At 31.7% G+C, this 23,041-nt stretch carries 24 protein-coding genes; 21 read left to right on the top strand and 3 right to left on the bottom strand.

Annotation, left to right across the window (positions count from 1 at the left end; translation table 11 throughout):
- Nucleotides 1–167: 167 nt before the first annotated feature.
- Nucleotides 168–731, bottom strand: coding sequence for a D-glycero-beta-D-manno-heptose 1,7-bisphosphate 7-phosphatase (gmhB, locus tag EV697_RS07155; protein WP_132024101.1), 564 nt, complete (start codon nt 729–731; stop codon nt 168–170).
- Nucleotides 732–919: 188 nt separating this feature from the next.
- Here gmhB and metN point away from each other — a divergent pair, with 188 nt between their 5' ends.
- Genes metN through EV697_RS07140 form a run of 3 tightly spaced genes read left to right on the top strand, consistent with a single transcriptional unit; the run spans nt 920 to nt 3,498 of the window.
- Entirely contained in the window at nt 920–1,954 is a 1,035-nt protein-coding gene (gene metN, locus EV697_RS07150; protein ID WP_132024099.1) for a methionine ABC transporter ATP-binding protein MetN, read from the top strand.
- On the top strand, nt 1,947–2,636 hold the full coding sequence (locus EV697_RS07145) for a methionine ABC transporter permease (protein WP_132024097.1): 690 nt from the start codon (nt 1,947–1,949) through the stop codon (nt 2,634–2,636). Before metN ends, EV697_RS07145 begins: the two co-directional genes overlap by 8 nt.
- Nucleotides 2,637–2,682: 46 nt before the next feature.
- Nucleotides 2,683–3,498 carry a MetQ/NlpA family lipoprotein gene (locus EV697_RS07140; RefSeq protein WP_132024095.1) on the top strand — a complete coding sequence of 272 codons (816 nt, stop codon included), beginning with the start codon at nt 2,683–2,685 and terminating at the stop codon, nt 3,496–3,498.
- A 150-nt stretch (nt 3,499–3,648) separates the two neighbouring features.
- Here the strand turns inward: EV697_RS07140 and lptD are convergent, their stop codons facing one another.
- Nucleotides 3,649–5,979 (bottom strand): LPS assembly protein LptD, encoded by a 2,331-nt coding sequence (gene lptD, locus EV697_RS07135; RefSeq protein ID WP_176672781.1) that lies wholly within the window; start codon nt 5,977–5,979, stop codon nt 3,649–3,651.
- 526 nt (nt 5,980–6,505) lie between these two features.
- On the opposite strand from lptD, the gene EV697_RS07130 reads away from it, so the two are divergent.
- The 17 genes from EV697_RS07130 to EV697_RS07050 all read left to right on the top strand — a co-directional run bounded on the left by EV697_RS07130 (nt 6,506) and on the right by EV697_RS07050 (nt 20,614).
- Nucleotides 6,506–6,751, top strand: coding sequence for a Flp family type IVb pilin (locus tag EV697_RS07130; RefSeq protein ID WP_132024093.1), 246 nt, complete (start codon nt 6,506–6,508; stop codon nt 6,749–6,751).
- A gap of 62 nt (nt 6,752–6,813) precedes the next feature.
- Nucleotides 6,814–7,062 carry a Flp family type IVb pilin gene (locus EV697_RS07125; RefSeq protein ID WP_132024091.1) on the top strand — a complete coding sequence of 83 codons (249 nt, stop codon included), beginning with the start codon at nt 6,814–6,816 and terminating at the stop codon, nt 7,060–7,062.
- 174 nt (nt 7,063–7,236) lie between these two features.
- Nucleotides 7,237–7,359 carry a hypothetical protein gene (locus EV697_RS10095; RefSeq protein ID WP_418883946.1) on the top strand — a complete coding sequence of 41 codons (123 nt, stop codon included), beginning with the start codon at nt 7,237–7,239 and terminating at the stop codon, nt 7,357–7,359.
- 56 nt (nt 7,360–7,415) lie between these two features.
- On the top strand, nt 7,416–7,658 hold the full coding sequence (locus EV697_RS07115) for a Flp family type IVb pilin (protein WP_132024089.1): 243 nt from the start codon (nt 7,416–7,418) through the stop codon (nt 7,656–7,658).
- 114 nt (nt 7,659–7,772) lie between these two features.
- The gene (locus EV697_RS07110) at nt 7,773–8,192 is read left to right on the top strand and encodes an A24 family peptidase (RefSeq protein WP_132024087.1); all 420 of its coding nucleotides are present in this window, start codon (nt 7,773–7,775) and stop codon (nt 8,190–8,192) included.
- 54 nt (nt 8,193–8,246) lie between these two features.
- Nucleotides 8,247–9,026: a flp operon protein C gene (locus EV697_RS07105; protein ID WP_132024085.1), complete on the top strand. Its 780-nt coding sequence runs from the start codon at nt 8,247–8,249 to the stop codon at nt 9,024–9,026.
- A gap of 5 nt (nt 9,027–9,031) precedes the next feature.
- A complete protein-coding gene (locus EV697_RS07100) occupies nt 9,032–10,402 on the top strand; it encodes a type II and III secretion system protein family protein (RefSeq protein ID WP_132024083.1) in 1,371 nt (456 codons plus the stop codon).
- A complete protein-coding gene (locus EV697_RS07095; protein WP_132024081.1) occupies nt 10,399–10,887 on the top strand; it encodes a hypothetical protein in 489 nt (162 codons plus the stop codon). Before EV697_RS07100 ends, EV697_RS07095 begins: the two co-directional genes overlap by 4 nt.
- 16 nt (nt 10,888–10,903) lie before the next feature.
- Nucleotides 10,904–12,022: a CpaE/TadZ family protein gene (locus tag EV697_RS07090; RefSeq protein WP_132024079.1), complete on the top strand. Its 1,119-nt coding sequence runs from the start codon at nt 10,904–10,906 to the stop codon at nt 12,020–12,022.
- An 11-nt stretch (nt 12,023–12,033) separates the two neighbouring features.
- Nucleotides 12,034–13,314 carry a TadA family conjugal transfer-associated ATPase gene (locus tag EV697_RS07085; protein ID WP_132024077.1) on the top strand — a complete coding sequence of 427 codons (1,281 nt, stop codon included), beginning with the start codon at nt 12,034–12,036 and terminating at the stop codon, nt 13,312–13,314.
- Nucleotides 13,311–14,198 carry a type II secretion system F family protein gene (locus EV697_RS07080; RefSeq protein WP_132024075.1) on the top strand — a complete coding sequence of 296 codons (888 nt, stop codon included), beginning with the start codon at nt 13,311–13,313 and terminating at the stop codon, nt 14,196–14,198. Before EV697_RS07085 ends, EV697_RS07080 begins: the two co-directional genes overlap by 4 nt.
- Complete coding sequence (locus EV697_RS07075) at nt 14,195–15,052, top strand: type II secretion system F family protein (protein WP_132024119.1); 858 nt, start codon at nt 14,195–14,197, stop codon at nt 15,050–15,052. Before EV697_RS07080 ends, EV697_RS07075 begins: the two co-directional genes overlap by 4 nt.
- Entirely contained in the window at nt 15,042–15,809 is a 768-nt protein-coding gene (locus EV697_RS07070; RefSeq protein WP_132024073.1) for a tetratricopeptide repeat protein, read from the top strand. Before EV697_RS07075 ends, EV697_RS07070 begins: the two co-directional genes overlap by 11 nt.
- An 84-nt stretch (nt 15,810–15,893) precedes the next feature.
- Nucleotides 15,894–16,451: a TadE/TadG family type IV pilus assembly protein gene (locus EV697_RS07065; RefSeq protein WP_132024071.1), complete on the top strand. Its 558-nt coding sequence runs from the start codon at nt 15,894–15,896 to the stop codon at nt 16,449–16,451.
- Entirely contained in the window at nt 16,426–17,025 is a 600-nt protein-coding gene (gene tadF / locus EV697_RS07060; protein ID WP_132024069.1) for a tight adherence pilus pseudopilin TadF, read from the top strand. The genes EV697_RS07065 and tadF overlap by 26 nt, the downstream gene beginning before the upstream one ends.
- 20 nt (nt 17,026–17,045) lie before the next feature.
- The gene (locus EV697_RS07055; protein ID WP_132024067.1) at nt 17,046–18,830 is read left to right on the top strand and encodes a Flp family type IVb pilin; all 1,785 of its coding nucleotides are present in this window, start codon (nt 17,046–17,048) and stop codon (nt 18,828–18,830) included.
- Nucleotides 18,831–18,943: 113 nt separating this feature from the next.
- On the top strand, nt 18,944–20,614 hold the full coding sequence (locus EV697_RS07050) for a phosphoethanolamine transferase (RefSeq protein ID WP_132024063.1): 1,671 nt from the start codon (nt 18,944–18,946) through the stop codon (nt 20,612–20,614).
- 579 nt (nt 20,615–21,193) lie between these two features.
- Here the strand turns inward: EV697_RS07050 and EV697_RS07045 are convergent.
- Nucleotides 21,194–21,745, bottom strand: coding sequence for a DNA-3-methyladenine glycosylase I (locus tag EV697_RS07045; protein ID WP_132024061.1), 552 nt, complete (start codon nt 21,743–21,745; stop codon nt 21,194–21,196).
- A gap of 153 nt (nt 21,746–21,898) precedes the next feature.
- Here EV697_RS07045 and tal point away from each other — a divergent pair, with 153 nt between their 5' ends.
- The gene (gene tal / locus EV697_RS07040; protein ID WP_132024059.1) at nt 21,899–22,852 is read left to right on the top strand and encodes a transaldolase; all 954 of its coding nucleotides are present in this window, start codon (nt 21,899–21,901) and stop codon (nt 22,850–22,852) included.
- The last annotated feature ends 189 nt before the right edge of the window (nt 22,853–23,041 follow it).

Here is a 23,041-nt window from a genome sequence, read left to right as displayed (position 1 = left end):
AGAACAAAAAACGACACGAGCATTTTCTTCTGACAACGTCGTGTCGTTGTGGGGCGTATTATAGATATCTCATCAAACTTTGCAAGTACTTTTTTAAAAAAATTTTAAAATTTTGACTGAAAGAATATTTTTCGATCATTATATATAAATTTTTTAATCAAAAGTGATTATTTATTCAATGTTCTGATTAAATTAGGTAACTCTGAAATAGAATTTATTACATAATCAGCAAAATTTATACTTTCTTCCGTTATAGGCTTTCCAGTTCTTACTAATACCTTATTTTTTATTCCCGCATTAATCCCAGCTTGCATATCTTCTTTTTTATCTCCAACCATAAAAGATATACTTGGATCAATATTAAAATCACTAATAGCCTGCTCAAACATACCTGTTTTAGGTTTTCGGCAATTACAATCAACTTTAAATTCACCTATTCCATTTATATGATGTGGACAATAGTAAATTCCATCAAGATCAACACCACGATCTGCTAATGACCAATCCATCCATTCTGTTAATTGTAAAAATTGCGCCTCAGAAAAATAACCTCTAGCAATCCCTGATTGATTAGTCACGAGAATAAGTAAATAGCCTAATTCTTTTAATTCCTTCAAAGATTCGATACAACCATCAATAAATTGAAATTGATCTATTTGGTGTACATAACCATAATCAATATTAATTGTACCATCACGATCTAAAAAAATAGCTTTTGTTGCTTTCCCCATATCTCTTTTCTCTTTATTAAAATTTGTATTGATTATCCTATGTAATAGCATCTTTAATCAATTTTAATTATATCTTATTAAAAAAAATTATATAAATTTAATAAAATAAATATTGACATAGCAATCTAGATGTCTAGAATGCTTATTAAAAGTCTAAAGGTAAAATAAGTTCAAATAAAAGGGTTATAATGATTAAATTAAAAAACATCAGTAAAATTTTTGATGTATCAGGAAAAAAACTGATAGCACTAGACAATGTCAGTCTTGAGATTCCTAAAGGTCAAATTTGTGGCGTCATTGGCGCCTCTGGTGCGGGAAAAAGTACCTTAATTCGTTGTGTAAATCTTCTTGAAGAACCATCTTCAGGAACAATTATAGTTGATGGAAAGGATCTTACTAAATTAAAAAATGCTGAATTAGTTAATGAGCGTCGCAATATTGGTATGATTTTCCAACATTTTAATTTATTAAGTTCAAGAACGGTCTTTAAAAATGTAGCTCTTCCATTGGAATTAGAGCATAAATCAAAAGAAGAAATTAAACAAAAAGTTGATGCTTTATTAGAATTAGTTGGATTGGTTGATAAAAAAAATGTATATCCATCTAACTTATCTGGAGGGCAAAAACAACGAGTGGCGATTGCTCGAGCATTAGCAAGTGAACCGAAGGTCTTGCTTTGTGATGAAGCAACCAGTGCGTTAGATCCAGCAACAACACAATCAATATTAAAATTATTAAAAGAAATTAACCGCACTTTAGGTATTACAATTCTTTTAATAACACACGAAATGGAAGTAGTAAAAAGGATTTGTGATCAAGTGGCGGTTATCGATCAAGGGAAACTAATTGAACAGGGTTCTGTGAGTGAAATATTTTCCAACCCAAAAACACAATTAGCAAAAGAATTCATTCGTTCGACATTCCATGTTACTTTACCTGAAGAATATATGGAAAAACTCACGAATAAACCAACGCATGAGAAATCATACCCAATAATGAAATTTGAATTCACTGGACGTACTGTTGATGCACCAATATTATCACAAGTGTCCAAAAAATTTGGGATTGATTTGAGTGTTTTAACCTCTCAAATTGATTACGCAGGTGGTATTAAATTTGGCTTTGTTATTGCGGAGCTAGAAGGGGATGAAGAAGCAATTACAAAAGCAAAAATATATTTAATAGAACAAAATGTAAAAATTGAGGTGTTAGGCTATGTTTGATCAATTATGGATCGATTTTACTAATGAATTAACTCCTAGAGTTTGGGAGCTTGTAGGTATTTCAACTTTTGAAACTATATATATGGGTATCATTGCAACATTATTTTCTGTCGTAGTGGGATTACCAATTGGATTGTTTGGATTCTTAACGGGACAAGGAAGAATCTTAGAACATAGTACATCACATAAAATATTAAATATGATTATTGATATCGGTCGTTCCGTCCCTTTTATCATATTATTAGTTATATTATTACCTTTTACTCGTATTGTAGTCGGGACTACATTAGGAACAACAGCAGCAATCGTTCCTTTAACAATAACCGCAATTCCATTCTTTGCACGACTCACATCAAATGCACTTTTAGAGATCCCTAGTGGATTAACAGAAGCAGCTAAATCAATGGGTGCAACAAATTGGCAAATTGTAACTAAATATTATTTACCAGAGTCAACACCTATTTTAATTAATGGAATAACGCTTACTCTGGTAGGTATTATAGGCTATTCTGCAATGGCAGGGGCTGTCGGCGGTGGTGGCTTAGGTAATCTTGCAATTACCTATGGTGAACATCGTAATATGGTCTATGTAAAATGGATCGCAACAATCATTATCGTATTAATCGTAATGTTAAGCCAAAAACTAGGTGATAGTTTAGCTAAACGCTTTGACCATCGATAATAAAAATAAAATATTATTAACACAACATATTAAAGAGGATTTACTTATGAAATTAACTAAATTATTAGGTCTTACTACAATTTTTTCTACAGCATTATTAGCGGGAATCGCTAATGCAAATCCATCAAGTGATGCGACACCAAGAAAATTAACTATTGGGGTAATGTCTGGCGCAGAAGCTCAAGTAACTGAAGTTGCGGCGAGAATAGCAAAAGAAAAATATAACATTGATGTAAAATTGGTTGAATTTACAGAATATACTTCACCAAATGATGCATTATCAAAAGGTGAATTGGATGCAAATGCATTCCAACATAAACCATATTTAGATACAGAAGTTGAACAAAGAGGATACAAACTAGCGATAGTAGGTAATACTTTCGTTTATCCTATCGCAGCTTATTCTAAAAAGATTAAAAACCTTTCTGAACTAAAAGATGGTGCTGTTGTTGCTGTACCAAACAATCCAAGTAATCTAGGAAGAGCATTACTTCTGTTAGAAAAACAAGGATTAATTAAGTTAAAAGATTCAAGTAACTTACTTGCAACATCAATTGATATTGTTGAAAATCCAAAAAATATTGAAATCAAAGAAGTAGAAGCTTCATTGCTTCCACGTACATTAGATGATGTTGATTTTGCAATTATTAACAATACTTACGCGGTTCAATATAATTTATCTCGTGAAAAAGACGGATTATTTGCTGAAGATAAAGAGTCACCTTATGTAAATTTAATTGTTTCTCGTGAAGATAATAAAGATAGCCAAGCATTAAAAGATTTTGTTAAAGCATTCCAAACAGAAGAAGTTAATCAAGAAGCAATTAAATTCTTTAAAGATGGCGTAGTAAAAGGTTGGTAATATCAATAATAATGTTAAATTAAAGTTTTACTAATAAATACTTTAAACAATAAACATTATTTTGATAATAATTAAATCATTAAAAAAGGGATTGATACTAACAGTCAGTATCAGTCCCTTTTTTTGTCATTTATAATCCTATAATATAAATCAATGGAGACTAAATAGTTTTAGATAAGGTAATTTCCCTTCTCTTAACATGTTTTCAACACCAGAATTTTGATGGCCACTAAATCCTTGTAATTCAAGCTTAATATTGAAACTGTTATCATATTTCACCTCATCATCCTTTGGATTAAAACGATCTACTACATAACGCTTAGCACCAACCCCTACAGACCAACAACAAGTATTATATTTAACGCCCAAATATGATTCTAATGATTTTTTGAAAGCAAGATCATGATAATAATGAGAAACCAACGCCCAATGATCATTCACATCCCAAGCTGCAACCATACCAATTTGCTGAATATCTTGACCATAATTATTTGATTTTGAATTCTGATCAATATATTCCTTACTAGCATAACGATAACTTAATTGAATAATATTATTTCCTGATGGATTATATTCTAAAATGGAATTAGCCAATGAAGTCTTTTTTAAATTTGGACTATATTGATAGCTTCCATGCCAATTCCAATCTTGATTAATACGCCAATTTGTTTCAAGCGCCCAAGCGGAAGTAGCATTATTTGTACTACTTTCAATATTTTCATCAATACGAGAGTTTCTAACATAATAAATCTGCCCTAGAGATAAATTAAAACGTTCATCACCATCTGAATTATATAATCTTGTAGTCGCCCCTAAAGTAAACTGATTAGCGGATGCAATACGATCCAATCCACTATAACGACGATCGCTAAACAACGAATAGTAATCTTGTTGAATTAATGAAGAATCATACCCAAAACCGACATAATTACTTTTTAACTCAGTACCAATGTTACTCTGATCTTTGTAAGGACGATACAAATATTGAATACGAGGTTCTATCGTCTGAGTATAGCCCTCTCTAAAACTATTTTTCTTAGCTAATAATGTTTGAAAATTAACTTTAATTTGAGGTAACACTCGATTAACAGATTTTTGAACATCATCTTGAGAATCTCTTCCTTTCTTTTGCTGATAATGAGTCGCATACAATTTTGTTTCAAGATTAATGCTACCATATTTATTAGCAATAGAACTAACTAGCGATGGTTCTAAATGAAAACGCCAAGCAGTTGGCATCAAATTACTATTATTATCAAAACGGATTGCTTGCGAATACAATTTAAAATCGAATAAACCATTTAATAATCCATTTTTATAATAATTAAAATTAATATCAGGTAAAGCACGATAAGGTCCAATATTAACATTATCAAATACTTGAAATTGTCTTGCTGAAATAGTGAAATTATAATTAGGCTGATAATACACCGCACTAATACTCTGCTCGGCATAGCCATCCGTACTACGACCATATTTCGAATCAAAATGACTAAAATAGTACTTATCGCTTACTTTAGTGTAATCAATATTTAAGCGCCAATTTTGTAAAAAACGAGAGTTATGGTTCCAATAAAATAAATAGCGATCATCATTCTTTAATAATGGATTATAGCGATCGTTAGGTAAATATTCACTAGCAATTTGCCCTAGCCCCAAATCAACTAAATAGCGGAATTCACCATTGAGCTGCCAACCACGATGAGACATATATTTAGGTGAAATCGTCGCATCAAAATTAGATGCAATATTCCAATAGAAAGGAAGATAGAACCAAGAACCATCTCGTCTAGAATGGCCAATACTAGGAATAAGTAACCCAGAACGTCGCCTATCACCAGTCGGTAATTGCAAATATGGCGTATAAAAAATAGGAACATCATGAATCTTGAAGCGTGCATGCCACATTTCAGCATATTCTTCTTTAATATGTTGACGCATTTTTATACTTTCAATTGACCAACTATTATCGTTAGCCAAACAAGTACTAAAAGTTGCATTTTCCATAATACGATGATTATCAAATACCTCTACGCTTGTTGCTGTGCCTCGTCCCTGCTTGTCAACAAACTGATAATCAATCCCTTTTGCCGCTATTTCCTTATCATTTAAGCTCAATCTCGCAGAACGTCCCGATAATTGAATTAAATTATCTTTATAATTAAATGGGCTATTTATATAAGCAAAACGCTCCAAAGCCTCTGCATTACCTATTTGCTTTACTTCTGCATAATCCGTATTTAACTGTCTATTTCCCTGTTGTATATCAACATTACCACGATAAATAGCATTAATAGGATAATTAAACTCTGCACTATCAGATACAATATAAACAGGCTGCGAATTAGGATCTGTCTTTACAATATTTCCAGTAAAGTGGGGAACATGAAGTAAACATTGCTGTTCTAATTTGGCGATACTTTGAGATGTATAAAGTACCGTAAAAATAGAAATAAAAAGTAGCGAATAAGAATTTTTCATTATAAACCTATCTATCAAGGGCTGATATTTATTGTATAACTTAATTGTAAATTAAATTGAGCAAAAAAGCAGTAATTGTTCGCATTTAGTATTCTAAATAGTTTTTCTGCCCTAAATAACATTGATTAAGATCAAAAAATAACCGGATACTTAATAAACTATAATTGTAAAAAAAAAAAACAATTCTATAATGTCATCATAGTTATAATAGTACCCAGACTAAAATGCATTACGCATACCCATTTTTACGTATTTATAATAAAACTACAAATCAGTAGAATAGTAAGGTTTAGCAGTTCAAACTCCAGAATTAGATTAATATAACCAAACAAAAATTACATTGATTTATATCAAGAAACAGTTAAATAATTAATCAATAATAATTGCATAGGAAGAAAAAGAATTCTATAATGCTAGAGTAGGTTACTTCGTAGCCAAAATAGAGGTAAATAAATCTATTCATAGCTATATTTAGTGTAGAATATTTTATGCACTCATAAATTAAATCAGAAAACTAAGGAATGAAATGTTAAATCAACTTACAACTAAAGCTTACATTAATGTAACAGAAAGTCTTCACGACTTTAAAAACAACACCAAAGGCGTAACCGCTATCGAATACGGTTTAATTGCTATCGCTGTTGCGGCAATGATCGTAGTGGTATTCTACAGTGACACTGGATTTATTCAGAAACTGAAAGGAAAATTTGGAGATCTAACTAGCCTTATCAGTGGTACTACTGTTTCAAACACTGCAACAGGAACTCCATAAAGTTAGAAATAGAATGTTTTACGTATTCACAATGAAAATAAATCAGAAAATAGGGAATCAAAATGTTAAATCAACTTACAACTAAAGCTTATATCAATATAACGGAAAGTCTTCGTGACTTTAAAAACAACACTAAGGGCGTTACCGCTATTGAGTACGGTCTAATTGCTATCGCTGTTGCGGCAATGATTGTAGTCGTATTCTACAGTAATGATGGTTTTATTCAGAAACTGAAAGGAAAATTTAGTGATCTAACTAGCCTTATCAGTAGTACTACTGTTTCAAAGGGTGAAGCAGGTCCACAAGGCTAGAGGTAGAATGTTTTATACATTCGTCATAAAATAAATTAGAAAATAGGAAACTAAAATGTTAAATCAACTTACAACTAAAGCTTACGTTAACGTAACAGAAAGTCTTCGTGACTTTAAAAACAACACTAAAGGTGTAACCGCTATCGAGGTCTAATTGCTATCGCCGTTGCGGCAATGATTGTAGTCGTATTCTACAGTGGTGATGGTTTTATTCAGAAACTGCAAACTAAATTTAGTAGTTTAACTAGCCTTATCAACGGTACAAGTGTTACAACTACTGCAGCTCCACAAGGTTAGAAGTAGAATGTTTTATGCATTCGTAATAAACATACATCAGAAAATAGGAAATCAAAATGTTAAATCAACTTACAACTAAAGCTTACATTAATGTAACAGAAAGTCTTCGTGACTTTAAAAACAACACTAAGGGCGTTACCGCTATTGAGTACGGTCTAATTGCTATTGCTGTTGCCGCAATGATCGTAGTGGTATTCTACAGTGACACTGGATTTATTCAGAAATTACGAGGTAAATTTAGTAGTTTAACTGATCTCATCAGTAGTACAACTGTTGAGAAAACAGCAAAACAAGAATAAGTTAGAAACTATAATCACAATATGATATTGAAGTAATCTTATATCCACTAATTGTTAATTTGTTTTAGTTAGTGGGTTTTGTTGAATATGTTACATTAACTTTACATGGAACCTATGTTCGCTATTTATTTTGCCACGATATTGATTCTGTTATGGGTTAGTTGGACAGACATCAAAACTAGAACAATCAGTAATGAAGCTGTTATCGCATTACTATTATGTGTTATTCTGTTAGCTTGGCTAGATTACGGGACAGTGTTTTTATTCCCCTCCGTCACAACATTAATTATCGGTTTTATATTGTTCCTTTTCAAAGTGATTGGGGCGGGCGATGTAAAGTTAATGTCCGTATTAATGTTAACCACGCCTAACGAGCAAGTTATGTCGTTTCTCTTTTTAACTACTGTAGTTTTTGGTTTATTACTCATTATATTTGGTTGGATTTTTTTCAGGCAATCAATAAAACAGCAAGGCTTGCCTTATGGTGTAGCAATCAGTTTAGGTTTTTTATCTAACCTTTGGTTATTTAGCTAATCAATAATATGACAACAATTTGATCTTATCATAATAGTAGTATAAGGATTAAAAATGAATTATAAAGTTTTATTTACCGTCTCTTTTCTTATTCTTGCTATCGCATTTGTTGGGCTATTTATTATACCAAACAATAATAATAGCAATAGTAATAGCATAGAAAACACACAACAAATACTTCCTGAACTAACAAAAAAGGAAGAAGTATTAATTACCACAGCGAGCATTAAAAAAGATGTTACAGCGGGTAAATTACTACAAGCACAAGACTACCAACTCTCTGAATTTACTGTTGAAGTAGACAATTCATTAGTGGAATATAACTTAAAACCATTAATTGATGCTAGCCCTGACCATTCCTTACAAGGTTTTTTAACTACGCAACATTTAAAAACGGATTCATTATTATCACCTCAAGTGTTAATTTCACCAAATGATCCAAAATTCTTAGTATCAAGTATCGACCCAAAACAAGAAGTCGCTTATCGAGTATATATTCATAGCCCTGAACGCTATATTTTAGATACATTACAAAGTGGAGGTTATGTTTCCATTTATAATCATCAAAATGTAGTTGGCAATGCTAACCCAGATCAAACAGATCTAATCAAACTACTTGATAAACAGCTAGTATTGTATAGTAAAACTTACACCGCAGAAGAGCTTAATAACACCAAAAATGATGTAGTTGGCTATGTAGCAATAAGATTAAAAGCGGAACAACTCAAACCGCTTTATTCTTTGCCAAAAGATACACGTTTAATTCTATTACCAACAGATAAAAGTACACCAACAAATAAACGTGGTGCTTTAATTAGAAAATTAAGAGGTTAGTATTTATGTTTATAAGAAGAACCATCGCATCTAGTTTGCTGATACTTAGCTCATTCTTACCATTACAGCTTTTAGCTAAAAGTTTTTACTTGGAGGAAGGGCAAAGCCACCTTGTTGAGCTAAATGAAAAGATTGATACGATTTTTGTTGCAACACCAGATATTGCTGATTATGAAATTATTGACGATAATCGCTTTATGGTTTATGCAAAAAAAGAAGGTCGCACCACTATTAATGTTTTTGATGAAGAAGGGAAAACATTAACTTCAGACACTATTTATGTGAATGCCGCTATCAATAACATCTCTCATGAAGAGCAACAAATTCAAACACGTATTCCTGATAGCGAATTACGAGTAAAAAAAGTAGGTAAAGCCTATATTATTGAAGGCAAAGCGAAAAATGAAAGAGAAATTGAACAAGCTGAACGTATTATGGGTGCAGCTCTTGGCGAGTCACCAACAGTAACAGAAGCTACGCTAAAATCAGGTAGTGGCAGTGAGAAAGTAGATTTCTTAAGCAAATACGAATACAACAATGTTATCAATAATTCTGTTTTAGAATCTGCGACACAAATCAATGTAAAACTATCTGTTGTAGAAGTTAATAAAACTTTTACGGAACAACTTGGTGTTGATTGGAGTACTTTATCTGGGAGTTTAGTAAACAATTCTCCAGGTGCGACTAAAGGTTTTACAAAAGCTCAAGGGATAATATCTATTGATGCAAGTAAATTATCTCTTTTTATTAATGCTGTAAATAACCAAGATAATGGTAAAATTTTAGCAGAACCAAATATCTCAATGCTATCAGGGGAAACAGCAGACATATTAGTTGGCGGTGAAATTCCATTTGTACAACGGGATGAAAAAGGCAATCCAACGATTATTTATAAAGACTTTGGTATCAAACTCGCAGTCGGTGCAAAAGTACAAAAAAATGATCGTATTCGATTAGTGCTTGCACAAGAAGTGAGTACCATTGCCGGACATCAAAAAATTAATGATTCTGATCTTCCTTATTTCAATACAAGAAGATCAAAATCAACTTTTGAAATAGCAAATGGCGAAAGTTTTATCATTGGCGGACTATATAGCAGTGATGATTTAGAAGGTCTTGCTAAGGTACCATTACTCGGTGATATCCCTATTTTTGGTTCGTTATTTCGCAATATTAAAACCAGCAGAACGAATAAAGAGTTAGTTATTGTCGCAACAGTCAACTTAGTAAAAGCAGTTAATGGCGATGATATCACCTATCCTACATTTGAAAGCACAGGAACAATGGAAAGATTCTTTAATCTTACTCCGATGAAAAATGTTTACTACAAAACATTGACTACCAATTTCTTAAGAAGGGGAGGATTTATACAATGATAAATAGAATTTTAAAATTATCTCTTTCATTATTGACTATATTATCTTTGAATGATGCCGTTGCTTATTCCCTCAAAAATAATGCGAATGTTGCACAGCCACTCAGTAGTATAGTTCCTTTAGTAGAAAAAACGGACCTTTATGTATTGTTTAATAATTCTGAATCAGCACAACAGAATTTATTACTCAATGTTAAAAAGAATGTAGGAAGCAATTTGGATAAAGAGATTAACATTTATTATAAAGACAAATCTTACTATAAAAGTGCGGTCAAAATACAAAAAGTTTTATTAGACGCACGTATTCACCGCAATAAAATCCATTTACTGAAAGCAAAAAATGCGATTTATCCGCTATACGTAGAAGTACAAGAATTAGCGGGGAATACATACCCTTGTCGTGCAAGAATTGGTGAACAAATCATTTATCGTCCACAACAACCTTGCGCAACGAATAACAATAACAACGTTCAGCTAAAAAATTAAGGACTAATGATTTTTTATGTTACTACTTGATAAAGATACCTCGAATATTGATAATGTGCGAAAAGTTGTTGTAATATCCGAGTCAGAAAATATCAGAAATAAACTTTCCCAGCTACTACGCTCAAGAGGTATAGAAAATATTGAAATTATTTCAAAATATTTTTTTAGCGAGAGTATAGCTTTAAACGCAGAGGAAACTATTGGTGTTATCATTGATGTAGCCAATGAAACTGATGTTTTAGCCATCTCAGAAAATGTGAATGCAATTGTGCCGCAACAAGTATGGTGTTGCTTAATCGGTCAAAGTGATTCAATTTCTTTGTCACAAAAGTTATTAGATCACAGTATTCTCTATTTTAATTCGGATACACAACTTAATTTAATGATGGAGAAAATTGCCTCTTCCTCTATTACTATCCCAAAAACAAGACATACAGTTAAAGTTTGTGTGTTAGGTTGTAAAGGTGGTATAGGTAGCACTTTCATCAGTTCACAGATTGCAAATCAAATTGCATCTTATAAAAAAGTTCCCGTGTTATTAGCACAAGCTAAAAACGGATCTCAAAATCTTGATTTACTTTTTGACAAAAAATTGCAAGGTGATATTGTTGAATACGATGCAAATCTAGATTTATTAAATAATGATATTCAAATTTTAGATAAATCGGCTCTCCAAAAGTATAATTTTGTGATTTATGATAAGCCTATTTTTAATGTCGATAGAGATGATTTCGAATCCTTTTTTGAATTTAGTAATACTTTTGTACTCGTAGTGGAGCGTCATGTCGGCTCACTAAGAGTAGCAAAACAATTTTTAGATCAATGTAATCGTACTCAAAAAAACACAGGGCAACCTATTCGCTCTTTTATTTGTATTTCTGATAGTAACCAAGAACATTCTCAATTAATGGCAAAATCGGATATTGAAACCTTACTTAATTCACGTGTTGATGCGGTCATTCCTTTTATTAAGAAAACAACCGCCAAAAATGTGTTAGAAGTTAAATTATCACGCTCACAAGTAAAAGTGTTGCATGACTTAGCGATGAAAATTATCGGTGTGTTATCTCGACAAGCTAAAAAAGAGAAAAAAAGTTTGTTTAAAAGTTTTATTCAAAAATTAATGGCAGATTAAAGTTATAAATTATGTTAACCAATGAACAACAAATTTTCTTTAGAACAGAAATATTAAGTAACCTTAATACGGATAAATTAGAAATTATTAAGGGAGAAAGAGATAAACTAATTGAGGAAATCACTCAATTAGTTCATATCGTTGCTAATCGAACCAATAATTATTTAACTGCCGTTGATGCCAATGAAATGGCTGAATTGGTTACTGATGAGATTATGGGATATGGTCCATTACGAGAATTAATGGAAGACGATGGTATTAATGATATTTTAGTCAATGGGCCAAATGATGTTTGGATTGAACGTGCGGGTATTCTGGAAAAAACAGATAAACGCTTTATCAATAATGAGCAGTTGACAGATATAGCTAGACGTTTGGTATCTTTAGTAGGTCGGAGAATTGATGACGGTTCACCGTTGGTGGATTCACGTCTGCCTGATGGTAGCCGTCTTAATGTGGTAATACCACCTATTGCCATAGATGGAACTTCCATTTCTATTCGTAAGTTTAGTAAATCTAAAAAATCCCTACAAGAACTTGTCGGATATGGTTCTATGTCGCTAAAAATGGCGAATTTCCTTATTATTGCAGCAAGATCACGGATAAATATTATTGTTTCTGGTGGTACAGGTTCTGGTAAAACAACCCTGTTAAATGCCTTATCAAATTATATTTCTCACGAAGAACGTATTGTAACCCTAGAAGATACCGCTGAATTACGTTTGGAACAGCCTCATGTGGTGCGTTTAGAAACAAGGGTAGCTGGGGTTGAACATACTGGTGAAGTATCAATGCAAGATTTGGTAATTAATGCCTTGCGTATGCGTCCTGAACGTATCATTGTTGGGGAGTGTCGTGGTGCGGAAGCATTTCAAATGTTACAAGCAATGAATACGGGCCATGATGGTTCAATGTCAACATTGCATGCGAATACACCAAGAGATGCGACTGCCCGTCTTGAAAGTATGGTAATGATGTCAAATGCTAATCTACCATTAGAAGCTATTCGTCGAAATATAGCATCAGCAGTAAATATCATCGTTCAAGCATCTCGATTAAATGATGGTTCCAGAAAAATAATGAACATTACAGAAGTAATGGGTATGGAAAATGGACAAATTGTGATGCAGGATATTTTTAGCTATCAACCATCAAAATTCCGTGATAAGGATGGCAAAATTATTGGTGAATTTGTTTCACATGGTTTACTTTCTCGATCAATCGTAGCTCAAAATGCTCAAATTTTTAATTTGAGTGAAGAACTAAAAGGTATCTTTGAGGACCACAAATGATCTTACTCTTATATTGGCTGGCATTAATCTTTGGTATTTTGTTAGCAGCATATACCGCAAGAAGCCTATATGTAACAAAAAAGAAAATTAATCCATTACCCTCATCGGTTAGGAATTCTACTAACTTATGGGCATGGATAAAATCTCGTGTTGCCTTATGGAAATTCTATTTTATCGCAGGTGATCCTAAAAATTTGCTGAAAAATGTATTAATTAATGCGGTCATTTTTCTAGTTTGTTTTTATGTTAATGATTTCTATATACAACTGGCAAGACACTTTTTTGTTCCAGCTTACGCCTTGTTATTAATAATAATCGTTTGGAAACTAGGCAAGCGGAGAAATAGAATTATTTTTGAAACCTCTTTTCCTGAAGTTATTCAGATTCTCAATGCTGCAACATCTTCTGGTGCGGGTTTATTACAAGCAATCGAACGTTGCGGAAAAGATATTCAAGGTCAGTTAGGCGATGAATTTAAACGAATTTATAGAAGATTAGCTCTGGGCGAAGATAGTGATACGATTTTTGATGACAGCTACTCTCGTTATCCCTATAAAGAATTTTACTTCTTTTCTACTATTATCAAAATAAATTTAGATAAAGGTGGTCAAATGAAAGAAGTTATTAGCCGTTTAGGACGAGTGATCGCAGACAGTAAAAAAATGGAACAGAAAAAACGGGCAATGACCTCAGAGGCAAGAATGTCAGCCATGATAGTTGCAGCATTTCCTTTTGCATTCTTTATTTTTATGAAATTCACAATGCCTGAAAACTTTGATTTCGTGATAAATGATCCTAATGGTCGAATTATCCTTTATTATGTGTTAGGAAGTGAAACTTTCGGAATGGGAATTATTTGGTGGCTAATGAGGAAAGTAAGCTGATGTTAAATACATTACTATTTTATTTTTTTCTAATACTAGCAGGCATTGTTATCCTTACGCTTGCAATATCGAATAAAAATAAATATCAACGCAATAAAGAAATTCTTTTAGGCATTAGACCAAAAGAAAAAAGTGATGATGAAGTCAAAAAGGGAAAAAATAGACAACAAGTTGAGCTTGAATTATTATTAATCAATAATAATAAAATATTGAAAGCAATGGCAATCATTGATAAAAACATTAAAATAAAGCTACTAATTATGTCCGTCTGTTTTACAATTTATTATTTACTAAATCGTCATAAAGAATTAGTAGAATTATTGATGGGAATATCAATGATCTTTGTGGTTGTAGTATTAATTCCAGGAATTGTAACAAACATTGTATTAAAAAGAAAAATCCGCTTGATCATGTCTGATTTGCCTGGTTTTATTGATTTAGTCGCTGTATGCGTACAGACCGGTATGACTATTGATATGGCTTTGAAACGAGTCGCGATTGATTTCAAAAAATTAAATGCAGATTTATCTTATGTAATCTTAAGAATTATTAGAAAATCTGAAATAACGAGCTTAAATGCGGCACTTGATGATCTTTCTGTTTCACTTCCTACAAAAGAAATCAGAATGTTTTCAACAGTGATGCAACAAAGTATTAATTTTGGTTCATCTATTTATTATCAGTTAATTCAATTATCTGCGGATATTAGAGAACTACAATTACTTACGATTGAAGAACACTTAGGAACATTATCAGCAAAAATGAGTATTCCATTAATTTTGTTTATTATGTTTCCTATCATTATTTTAATTTTAGCACCAGGTGCAATGAGGGTCCTTCCAAATGTATTCTAATTTAACAAAGAAAATATTATTATCAACATTGATTGTATTCATCACAGCTTGTTCTTCTATACAAACAAATCAAGCGCCATTAACGGTGGAAGATATCGCATCCAAAGAAAAGCTATATGAATCTACAAGAAATTATTCTGGTTTGGTATCAATTTACCGTGAAGTTTTAAAGGGTAATGATGATCCAAGTATTCGCTATAAACTTTCTGATAGCTACTATAAAAAAGGTGATAGTCGCTCTGCGTTATTGTATGTAGCACCATTATTAGATCATCCGCAATTTATAGAAAAAGCAACTATCTTAAAAGTAAAAGCATTGATACAACTACGAGAATATCAACAAGCCATTGAGTCAGCTACAGCCTTGATCGCTAGATATCCAAACAATGTAGAGGCTTACAATAGCAGAGGTATTGCTTACGCTCAGGTAGGAAAACTTAATGATGCACAATATGATTTTGCGAAATCAAGAGAGTTATTTATTGATGATGTAGTCGCTATTAATAACTTAGCAATGCTACAGATTATCAATGGTGACTATAAAAATGCAGTTCAACTACTGTTACCACAATATCTTAATGGCGAAAAAGAGCAAAGACTTTTACATAACTTAGTATTTGCCTTAGTAAAAAGTGGCAAAACTGATTATGCCTTAGATATTATCAAAAAAGAGCATTTAAATACTTCTGCGGATGATTTAGTTAACGCATTAAAGAAAACACAGAAAGTATCTAAAACAATTTCTGTTACAAAATAAATAGATAGGAAACTAAAATTAGTTTATTTACTAAACTAATTTTGGTTTATTTCTTATTATTTATTTTCATTAAGAGCAATTAATATGAAAAAACTAAAGCATTTTCTAACAAATAAACGAGGTGTATCCACAATCGAATTTGCACTCACGGTGGGGATATTCTTTTTTGTTTTGTTTTCAATTTTTGAGTTGGGGCGTATCGCTCTTCTCTCTGCTTATTGGGATCTAGCAATTACTGAAAGTGTCAGACTAACTAAAAACCATCGAGCAGCAGATGGCAACTATCAAAAAGCATTTGAAAATATATTACTTGCTGAACATAAAAAATTAGCTTCGCCATTAGTTATGGGATTGTTTGCACTGGAGAATATTACTGTTAAAGTGGATCTCAAATATGCTGAATCAATCGAAGATCTAATTAGCAATAAATTTAGAGAACCAAAAACAGAAACAGACCCCAAAACAGGAGAAGCCAAGTTAGTTTCGCCAACAGGTAAGGATGCGGCTATCGCACAATATTCTTTAAATTATAAATACAAGTTTCTCATTCCTTTGCCTTTTATTGGGCAAACGGTTGATTCAGCATTTAAACGTAAAATACTCATGGTACAAGAATATGAAAGAAGTTCATTTAATCGTTAATCGTTTTAAGTCTTTCATTAGACAACAACAAGGTGCTATTACCATTGAATTTTTATTAATCACAATAGTGCTACTGCTGATTCTCGTGTTTATGGCAGATCTTGCAATACTGCGTTCTAATTTAGGAAAATTGGATAATGCGACTTATTCGCTAGTCAATATCTTACGAGAACGTACCCAATTACATAATAACAGTGAAGAAATTACAGCAAATGAAGCAGATCAATTTAAAAAATTAGCCAAAAAATTAATCTATGATGACGTAAATACTCAAAAAGAAATTAGTGTTATATTAGAATCGCTGTCTTTTGCTACACCGAGATCAGCGCAAGATGATCCTGCGGCTACCTATAAAACTTTTGGTGATAATAATAGCGATTGCAAACCTTACATGTCATTAAATGGGCTAAAATCCATTGCTCCTCGTTCTGAATCAAAAAACGGAAGAAAAATTCCGCTCTATCAGATAACGATTTGTATTCCTAATTATAGCCTATTTAAAGCTGTTACATTAAACGATAGAAACCAGTCTAAACAGATGATACGTTCATCTTCAGCAACGGTTTCTCGATAACTCAAACCTAAGGAGTTCTTATGATCAAGAACAAACTATCAAGCATATTGAAAAAAAATATGTTCTTGTCTTTTCTAAAGGATGAACAAGGTGTTTATTCTATAATAATGGGACTTATCAGCCTAGCTCTCGTTGGTTTTGTTGCTCTAGTGGTTGATGGATCAGGCATACTGCTTGATAAAGCCCGTTTTAATCAAGGGATGGAACAAGCGGGATTACTATTAGTAGCGGAAAATAATGAATTTCGTGAAAATAAAGACCATGCCAATGTTCTCGGACAACAAGTAACAGCAGAAGAGAAAGATAAATTTAATAATAATGAACTAAAAGCGAAACAAGATAAACGCAATAAAGAATTGATTGCGACAATCGTCAGAAGCTATTATCTACCGAATAGTTATCAAGAAGATAATACTAAAATTACCGATAAATTTAGTTATGAATGTGGACATCTCAAAAAAGGTAATGCAGAACTGAAATCTGTAGCTTGTAAAATTGCCGGCGAATTTGACCGCCCTTCTTGGTTATATATGAAACAAGATGGTTTTGACTTGAGTTTTGATAAAACAGTAAAAATTAAAAGTGACGGAATTTTTGTCCAAAAAAATCTTGATACGGTTCCTCTTGATGTGATGTTAGTGCTAGATTTCACGGGTTCAATGAAACAAAATATTCATGGACAGAATGTAACAGGTTCCCAGATAAGTAAAATCGATATGCTACGAAATGTTGTTAAACAAGTTTCTGATGAGCTGTTATCAAAAGAAAGCAGTCGTTACAATCGTTTAGGCTTCACGAATTTTGCAATAGGTGCCTCTCAACATGGTCAACCAAAATACTGTTATTTACCTTATGCCTTAAAAAGTAATATTCACAATTTGACCCCTAAAATAATCAAAAATTATTGGGAGCACCAAATAAGGACAGACTCTAGATATAATCAAACAAATAGCTTTTTCAGTTTATTTTATTACTTATTGTATGCACAAAAAGACAGCTATTTTGATTTAAACCAAACTGTTAGCGATATCAGCCTCTTTGATGGTACAAATCGGAATAATTGGCTTTATTATGCAAAAAGTGACGCACCAGAGTGGTGTTTAGGGCAATATGAACGATATAAGAATGGAATTGAAAAGCAATATTATACATCATATGGCTATCAAAAAAAATTCAAAGAAATGGAAACCACCAAGTTTTGGTACAACGCAAATGAATCAAATAAATTCTACAATGACTTTAAGCAAATATATCCAAGTGGGGGAACATTATCTAGCTCAGGATTGTTAATTGGCGCAAATTCTCTAATGAATAAAAATACCAAGCCAGAAGTGCAACCCTCAAAATTAGGTATTAATACTAAACGGGTATTATTGGTAATGTCAGATGGTAAAGATGAGCTAACTTATCTAAAATGTGCTAGCGGTTATTATCGGGGATATAATTTTGCAAAATTATCATTTAGAGATTTACTATATTGCTATAGCGTAGCGAGCTATTCTTTGGATCCTGAAATCACAACCACATTGATTAATAAGGGAATGTGCGAGGCAATACGAAACAGATTAGATACCTTACAAGATGAAAACTACGAAAAGCAGCCAGCTAAAATAGCCTTTGTGTTTTTTGGTCCAAAACAAACAGCAAATAGCTTTGGAGTACAGATGCAAGCTTGGCAAAAGTGTGTAGGACAAGAGAATCTTTATTTTGCTGAAAGTGAAGCTCAATTACTTGATAGTTTTAGACAAATTATTGGTTTACAAGAAGAAGTAGGACACGCAGCGAGTGAACGCCCTAATTTCTAATTAAAAAATTCAATAACATTAATATTATGCCATTTTTAATCAATTAAAAATGGCATAATCATATATATATAAATAAAAAAATAACCACCTTGACTGTATTTTAGGTAAATCTGATGTTAAAAAAGTTTATAAAATATTTAAATGATCGCCTGTTTTTAATTTGGCTACTACTTTTTTCAACCTTTACAATTTTTATTTCTCCTGAACTCACTTCTGTTTATGCACCTTTTGCTACTTTTATTTTGTTTTATCTTATCTATTTTTATCATCAAAAATTATTTAAATATTTAATTATTTTTGTGATCTTAAGTCTGGCATTATATTATCCTATTGGTCTTCGCTATGGACCTTTGAATTCGGGAATTATTGCAGCATTTATTGAAACCAATATAACCGAGTCTTTTGCCTTTATAAAAGAGATTAGGTTAAATCAACTTACTTTTCCATTACTCTATCTATTTTTCGGAATCATATTACTTAGACTAAGTAAATATTATCCGATCAAAACACTGCCTCCAAAAGAGCAAAAACAACAAAGGATATTAAATGCGGTGTTATTTATGCTATTTATTTTTTGTGCTATTTATACCCCAACGAAATATGTATTTGAAAATAGTAATAATCCCGATGTTGAGGCTGAGTGGACATTAAAAAATAGCCCAATTAATGTGATTTCATTTTATATTAATATTTACAGCAGTATTAATGACTATTATACGGAAAAGGAAGCCTTACAATTAGCCACCAAGGTTATTCCACCTTGGCATATTACCTCTGCGAATCCACAATATAAAAATTATGTATTGATTATTGGTGAAAGTGCTAGATACGACTATCTTTCAACCTATGGCTTTAGTTTAGCAACTTCACCTTTTATGGATAATACAAAAGGTTATATTAATACACATTATATCGCTTCAGCACCAGCAACGTATCATTCATTTTTACACAGTTTTTACTTTAAAATTAACGATCCCAAAACGAATAAACAAGACTTTTCCTATAATATAATTACTTTAGCCAAAGCCGCTAAAATCAAGACTTTTTGGTTATCAAATCAAGGAAGCATTGGTCGTTATGATACGATAGCAAGCCGTTTAGGTATGATGTCAAATATGCCTTACTTTACCAAAAAAGGGGCATTTAATGTTTCTAATGAAGATGATTTTAAATTAGTCGAAAAATTAGATCAGCTACTCAAAGAAAAAACCTTCCATAATAAAACCAGATTATTTGTATTACATTTAATGGGATCTCATTCTGCATTTTGTGATAGAGTAAAAGAAAATGAGAGAAAATATCAATTTATTAATAAAAGTATCTCTTGTTATGTCAATTCTATTTTAAAAACAGATAATTTAATCAAAGCTGTTGTTGATTTACTGAAAAAACAAAATGAAAGCTATTCTTTGATCTATTTCTCAGATCACGGCTTGGCACATACTAATAAAGAAGATCCTGATAAAGAAAAATTGACTTTGGAACATGATGCTGAATATAAGCAAAGCTACCTTGTACCATTTTTAAAACTATCAAGCGATGATCATCAACGAACTGTCGTTAATACAAAAAGAAGTGCGGTTAATTTTCTTTATGGTTTTTCTCAATGGCTAAATATTACTACTGAAGAATTAAATAAAAACTATGACTTTTATTCTGACAAAGATGATCAGCAAATTAAAGTCTTTAATTTTAAAAAATTCGTTCCCTATAATGATTTAAAAGAGGATCCAATCCCCACATTTAAAGAAACGAAAGAAAATAAAGAAAATAAAGAAAAATAGTGAATTATTAGTTATTAATTGTTGTTTAAATAGCTAATGAATAACTAACCAAAACACAGTTTAATGTTAGCAATTAATCACTAATTATTTTTAGAATAAAAAGTTAGTGATTAATGATTTTTTAGCTTTAACCATGAATCATAGTTTAAATAATTAATAACCAACACTACTTTTGATGTTAGCAATTAATTAATCACTAACCACTAAGTATTTTTAGAATAAAAAGTTAGCGATTAATGATTTTTTAGCTTTAACCATGAATCATAGTTTAAGTAAATAATTAATAACCAACGCTACTTTTAATGTTAGCAATTAATTAATCACTAACCACTAAGTATTTTTAGAATAAAAAGTTAGCGATTAATGATTTTTTAGCTTTAACCATTAATCATGGTTTAAGTAAATAATTAATAACCAATGCTACTTTTGATGTTAGCAATTAATTAATCACTAACCACTAAGTATTTTTAGAATAAAAAGTTAGTGGTTAATGATTTTTTAGCTTTAACCATTAATCATGGTTTAAGTAAATAATTAATAACCAATGCTACTTTTGATGTTAGCAATTAATAGCTAAATCTATTTATACAAACAATCATTTATATGATCATTGACTAATCCCATTGACTGCATAAAAGCATAACAAATGGTTTCTCCCACAAATACAAAACCTCTTTTCTTTAATTCTTGTGACATTTTTTTAGATATTGCTGTTTGGGTTGGTCGATGATCTGTTGTTTGAATATCATTGATTTGTGGCTGATGATTAACAAAAGACCAGATAAAATCTGAAAAATTTTCACCGCGCTTTTCCATTTGAATATACGCATTAGCATTTTTAACAATGGCTTCCAGTTTTAATTTATGTCGTATTAACCCTTTGTTATCTAACATAATATTGATTTCTTGTGAGTCAATATGAATTATTTTATAAGGATCAAATTGATAGAATGCTTTTCTGTAATTCTCTCGTTTTTTTAACACAGTTATCCAAGATAGCCCCGCTTGCTGTCCTTCTAAACAAATCTGTTCAAATAATTTTAGGCTATCATATTGCGGTTTTCCCCATTCTTCATCATGATATTTAATATAAATTTCATCATCTGTTACCCAACTACAACGTATTACCATATTTGCTCCAAATAATGTAAAATGTTTCAAGAGTTAACCATTATTATACTATTTTATTTATCAATGAATATAAAAGTAAAATACTGGTTTAATTGTAGCAATTATATGGTATTGTAATAAACCATTGTTCATATCTATTATTGAGGACATTTTATGACAACACAATTAAGTACATTACGTGAAATGACTGTCGTTGTTGCCGATACTGGCGACATTGAAGCAATCAAAACATATCAACCACAAGATGCGACAACCAATCCATCATTGATTTTAAGTGCATCAGCATTACCACAATATGCTCCACTTATTGATGAAGCGATTGCTTATGGGAAATCAAAAAGTACAGATAAAGCACAGCAACTTATTGATGCAGAAGATAAATTAGCTGTAAATATCGGTTTGGAAATTTTAAAAATTGTCCCAGGACGTATTTCGACAGAAGTTGATGCTCGCTTATCTTATGATACCCAAGCAACGATTGAAAAAGCACGTAAACTAATTGCACTATACAATGAAGCAGGCATTAGCAATGATCGTATTTTGATTAAAGTTGCTTCTACTTGGCAAGGCATCCGTGCCGCAGAAATTTTGGAAAAAGAAGGCATTAATTGTAATTTAACCTTATTATTTTCAGAAGCACAAGCTCGTGCCTGTGCTGAAGCAGGTGTTTATTTAATTTCACCTTTTGTTGGGCGTATTTTAGATTGGTATAAAGCAAACTCAGACAAGAAAGATTATGCACCAGCAGAAGATCCAGGTGTTGTTTCAGTAACCAAAATTTATAATTATTATAAAGAATATGGTTATAAAACCGTGGTCATGGGAGCTAGTTTCCGTAATATTGGTGAAATTACCGAATTAGCAGGTTGTGATCGTTTAACCATTGCGCCACCACTATTAAAAGAATTACAAGAAAACAACACGGTACTTACTCGTAAATTAGAATTTACTGGGGAAATAAAAGCAAAACCGCAACCATTAACAGAAGCAGAATTCTACTGGCAACACAATAGTGATCCAATGGCAGTTGAAAAACTAGCGGAAGGTATCCGTAAGTTCGCGGCTGACCAAGAAAAATTAGAAGCAATGCTACTAGCAAAATTCTAACATACTAAAAAATCTAAAAAAACAAAACGCCCTAAAATGGGCGTTTTTTAGTTAATCGTTAATATTTTTTATTACTAACAGTATAGAGATCCGTAGTTAATAGTTAATAGTTAATAGTTAATAGTTAATAGTTAATAGTTAATAGTTAATAGTTAATAGTTAATAGTTAATAGTTAATAGTTAATAGTT

This window comes from Bisgaardia hudsonensis (assembly GCF_004345785.1).
GTDB classification, from domain to species: Bacteria; Pseudomonadota; Gammaproteobacteria; order Enterobacterales; family Pasteurellaceae; genus Bisgaardia; species Bisgaardia hudsonensis.
This window is presented reverse-complemented; position numbering and strand designations above follow the sequence as displayed.

What these genes read in the sequence shown, in the direction of transcription:
- gmhB (WP_132024101.1), bottom strand. Translation starts at nt 731, where the DNA reads ATGGGGAAAGCAACAAAAGCTATTTTTTTAGATCGTGATGGTACAATT.
- metN (WP_132024099.1), top strand. Translation starts at nt 920, where the DNA reads ATGATTAAATTAAAAAACATCAGTAAAATTTTTGATGTATCAGGAAAA.
- EV697_RS07145 (WP_132024097.1), top strand. Translation starts at nt 1,947, where the DNA reads ATGTTTGATCAATTATGGATCGATTTTACTAATGAATTAACTCCTAGA.
- EV697_RS07140 (WP_132024095.1), top strand. Translation starts at nt 2,683, where the DNA reads ATGAAATTAACTAAATTATTAGGTCTTACTACAATTTTTTCTACAGCA.
- lptD (WP_176672781.1), bottom strand. Translation starts at nt 5,979, where the DNA reads ATGAAAAATTCTTATTCGCTACTTTTTATTTCTATTTTTACGGTACTT.
- EV697_RS07130 (WP_132024093.1), top strand. Translation starts at nt 6,506, where the DNA reads ATGTTAAATCAACTTACAACTAAAGCTTACATTAATGTAACAGAAAGT.
- EV697_RS07125 (WP_132024091.1), top strand. Translation starts at nt 6,814, where the DNA reads ATGTTAAATCAACTTACAACTAAAGCTTATATCAATATAACGGAAAGT.
- EV697_RS10095 (WP_418883946.1), top strand. Translation starts at nt 7,237, where the DNA reads ATGATTGTAGTCGTATTCTACAGTGGTGATGGTTTTATTCAGAAACTG.
- EV697_RS07115 (WP_132024089.1), top strand. Translation starts at nt 7,416, where the DNA reads ATGTTAAATCAACTTACAACTAAAGCTTACATTAATGTAACAGAAAGT.
- EV697_RS07110 (WP_132024087.1), top strand. Translation starts at nt 7,773, where the DNA reads ATGTTCGCTATTTATTTTGCCACGATATTGATTCTGTTATGGGTTAGT.
- EV697_RS07105 (WP_132024085.1), top strand. Translation starts at nt 8,247, where the DNA reads ATGAATTATAAAGTTTTATTTACCGTCTCTTTTCTTATTCTTGCTATC.
- EV697_RS07100 (WP_132024083.1), top strand. Translation starts at nt 9,032, where the DNA reads ATGTTTATAAGAAGAACCATCGCATCTAGTTTGCTGATACTTAGCTCA.
- EV697_RS07095 (WP_132024081.1), top strand. Translation starts at nt 10,399, where the DNA reads ATGATAAATAGAATTTTAAAATTATCTCTTTCATTATTGACTATATTA.
- EV697_RS07090 (WP_132024079.1), top strand. Translation starts at nt 10,904, where the DNA reads ATGTTACTACTTGATAAAGATACCTCGAATATTGATAATGTGCGAAAA.
- EV697_RS07085 (WP_132024077.1), top strand. Translation starts at nt 12,034, where the DNA reads ATGTTAACCAATGAACAACAAATTTTCTTTAGAACAGAAATATTAAGT.
- EV697_RS07080 (WP_132024075.1), top strand. Translation starts at nt 13,311, where the DNA reads ATGATCTTACTCTTATATTGGCTGGCATTAATCTTTGGTATTTTGTTA.
- EV697_RS07070 (WP_132024073.1), top strand. Translation starts at nt 15,042, where the DNA reads ATGTATTCTAATTTAACAAAGAAAATATTATTATCAACATTGATTGTA.
- EV697_RS07065 (WP_132024071.1), top strand. Translation starts at nt 15,894, where the DNA reads ATGAAAAAACTAAAGCATTTTCTAACAAATAAACGAGGTGTATCCACA.
- tadF (WP_132024069.1), top strand. Translation starts at nt 16,426, where the DNA reads ATGAAAGAAGTTCATTTAATCGTTAATCGTTTTAAGTCTTTCATTAGA.
- EV697_RS07055 (WP_132024067.1), top strand. Translation starts at nt 17,046, where the DNA reads ATGATCAAGAACAAACTATCAAGCATATTGAAAAAAAATATGTTCTTG.
- EV697_RS07050 (WP_132024063.1), top strand. Translation starts at nt 18,944, where the DNA reads ATGTTAAAAAAGTTTATAAAATATTTAAATGATCGCCTGTTTTTAATT.
- EV697_RS07045 (WP_132024061.1), bottom strand. Translation starts at nt 21,745, where the DNA reads ATGGTAATACGTTGTAGTTGGGTAACAGATGATGAAATTTATATTAAA.
- tal (WP_132024059.1), top strand. Translation starts at nt 21,899, where the DNA reads ATGACAACACAATTAAGTACATTACGTGAAATGACTGTCGTTGTTGCC.